The organism is Bartonella sp. AD328YNZD (assembly GCF_042196425.1).
On record NZ_JBHIQG010000735.1, the window covers coordinates 1 to 708 of the forward strand.

Here is a 708-nt window from a genome sequence, read left to right on the forward strand (position 1 = left end):
TTATATAGGGGGAAGTACTGGTGGTTTTACTAATGCATTGCCTGAGGCTTATGGTGCTTATTCTTTTGCAACAGGGTGTGGGTCTGCAGCGACGGGTAATTATTCAACCGTTTTTGGTTCAGGTGCGACAGCAAAGGCTGGAGGAGCGCAAGCCTTTGGTGTTTCCGCACTTGCAGGTGGTATAGCAAGTATTGCTATGGGCGTGGGATCAGAGGCGTCGGGGAAATCTTCAGTTGCTATTGGAGGGCTTGCAACTGCATTAGGTACAAATAGTGTTGCTTTAGGTACAGATGCTGAAGCTTTGGGGGCAGGTGCTATTGCAATAGGGGGCAGGCACTTTGAAAAAAACGCAGATAATCCTGTCGGAAAAGTAATCGCGTATGCTGAAAATGCGATTGCTATAGGTACGCAAGCGTATGCTGTAACGGAAAATTCGGTTGCCATTGGTGTAAATTCAAAGGCGCTTGTTAATGATGGTGTTGCTGTAGGTGGAGGATCTATCTCTGATAGAAACAAGAATGTTGCTGGTTATGATCCTACAACAGGTAAAGAGACAACAAAAACCGGTATAGCATGGAAAAGCACAACAGGAGCTTTTAGTGTAGGAGATGTAGGTGGCGTGGGTAATGGTAAGCTAACACGACAAATTACCGGTGTGGCTGCGGGTAGTGAAGATACTGATGCAGTGAATGTTGCACAGTTAAAAGC

The 708-nt window shown here is 45.9% G+C and carries 1 pseudogene; it reads left to right on the plus strand.

From position 1 onward, the window contains the following. Positions 1–708 (plus strand): annotated as a pseudogene (locus tag ACFIO3_RS14745) (hypothetical protein); the annotation flags it as partial.